This is a genomic window from Pedobacter jamesrossensis (assembly GCF_042650905.1).
GTDB classification, from domain to species: domain Bacteria; phylum Bacteroidota; class Bacteroidia; order Sphingobacteriales; family Sphingobacteriaceae; genus Pedobacter; species Pedobacter jamesrossensis.
The window spans coordinates 1-1881 of sequence record NZ_JBHSBY010000066.1 but is presented as its reverse complement, the minus strand read 5'-3'; the positions used below and the strand labels follow the sequence as shown (position 1 = coordinate 1881).

2 protein-coding genes are annotated in these 1881 nt (G+C 38.1%); both read left to right on the top strand.

Annotation, left to right across the window (positions count from 1 at the left end; genetic code table 11):
- Positions 1-81 precede the first annotated feature (81 nt).
- Positions 82-318: a PDDEXK nuclease domain-containing protein gene (locus tag ACFOUY_RS09050; RefSeq protein ID WP_378960183.1), complete on the top strand. Its 237-nt coding sequence runs from the start codon at positions 82-84 to the stop codon at positions 316-318.
- 1 nt (position 319) lies between these two features.
- Positions 320-1417 carry a mandelate racemase/muconate lactonizing enzyme family protein gene (locus tag ACFOUY_RS09045; RefSeq protein WP_378960182.1) on the top strand — a complete coding sequence of 366 codons (1098 nt, stop codon included), beginning with the start codon at positions 320-322 and terminating at the stop codon, positions 1415-1417.
- Positions 1418-1881 lie beyond the last annotated feature (464 nt).

Here is a 1881-nt window from a genome sequence, read left to right as displayed (position 1 = left end):
TCAACTGCTAACATTTTTTCTTCTGATGTTCTCATATATTTCTTTTATGCAAAGAAAAACATCGCGAAAGTTATTTAAAAGATGTACTTGGTAGGCTGCTTACGAATGTATGATGATTTAAAGAAAGGCCATGACGACAACCCAACTATTGGCCTTTTACTTTGTTCTGAAAAAGACGAAACCATTGTGAAATATTCAATATTGAATGATAAAAACAAATTATTTGCAAGTAAATATTTACTTTATCTCCCTAAAGAAGAAGAGTTAAAAACATTAATAGAAACGGATAGACAACGTTTTGAATTAGAAAAATCTTAAAATGAAAATCACCCACACCGAAATATACCGTTTTAGCATACCAATGGAACCTTTTGTAATTGCAACTGGAACCATGCATTTTGCACAAAATGTGCTGATTAGAATTTACACCGATGCTGGCATACATGGTATTGGCGAATGTTCGGCGTTCCCAATGATTGTCGGCGAAACACAGGAAACCTGTATTGCAATGGCAAAAGATTTCGCAGCTATTTTGAAAGGCAAAAATCCTTTAGAAATTCCGGAAAGGATGAATGACTTGTTAGCTTATGCCGACCATAATAGCACCATTAAAAGTGCTTTCGATATGGCTCTGTTTGATATTGCGGCAAAAGATGCAGGTTTGCCACTCTACAAATTTCTTGGCGGAGCAAAAAGAACTATCGAAACCGACATGACGATTGGGATTGATACACCTGATGGAATGGCAAAAACGGCACTAAAATATCAAAGCTTAGGTTGCAGAATTATCAAAATTAAACTCGGCAAAAAGGTACATGATGATATCGACCGTGTAAAACATATTCGAGAGGCTGTTGGCGAAGAAATGATTTTACGTTTGGATGCAAACCAAGGCTGGAGTTTTGATGATGCCTTATTTGCACTAGGTGCTTTAGAAAAATACAATATCGAGTTTTGCGAACAACCAATGAGAACCTGGTACGATGATAAATTGCCAGAGCTAAACATCAATTCTCCTATTAAATTAATGGCCGATGAAAGTTGTTATAATTATCATGATGCCAGAAAGTTAATTAACAGTCAATCTACAACCTACCTGAATATCAAATTTTCTAAATCTGGTGGAATTTTAGGTGCTCAAAAAATACATGAAGAAGCATTACAAAAAGGTGTAAAATGCATGATCGGCAGCATGTTAGAAAGCAGAATTGCTTTGAGTGCTAATTTACATTTTGCATTAGCCAGTCCGAATGTGGAGTTTTTTGATCTAGATACTGCCCTGCTAGGCCATTTAGTCGACCCAGTTGTAGATGGTTTAACTTATAACGGTTACTTTTTAGATGTTCCGGAAACGCCAGGAATTGGCGCTGAAGCTGATGAATTTTTCTTAGAGAAATGTGAGAATTGGGTGGTTTAACCCCCTAGCCCCCTAAAGGGGGGACTACAGGCGATAAGGTAAAGGGAAGGGCTTGTAAAAAAGATATTTCCCTGCAACATGTTTAAGCATCCTACTCCTTCGGCATAGGATATGATGGAAGGGGAAAACGTTAAAGCTTATTCAAAAACTTTCAACCCAACACTAACAAGGCAACGCGTCCTGCCCGATTTTTCATCGGGTAATGCGTTGCCGCTTTAAAAGCTTTAACGAGTTTACCCGACATCAGATCCAAGCCTTGATTTTTTGTTTCTTTTGTATCAAGACAAAAGAAAGAGCCCCTCGGCGGCGGTAAGCCGAGGCAAGCCTGGAGCTTAGGGCATAGAACCACCCCCAACCCCCAATGTCATTAACTTAAGGTCATATTGCTCTTTTGTAATTCGTCCATGTTTGATATTTTCCTTTGGTTCTTCTACCTTTTACGATTCTTAAGAATGATCTATCGG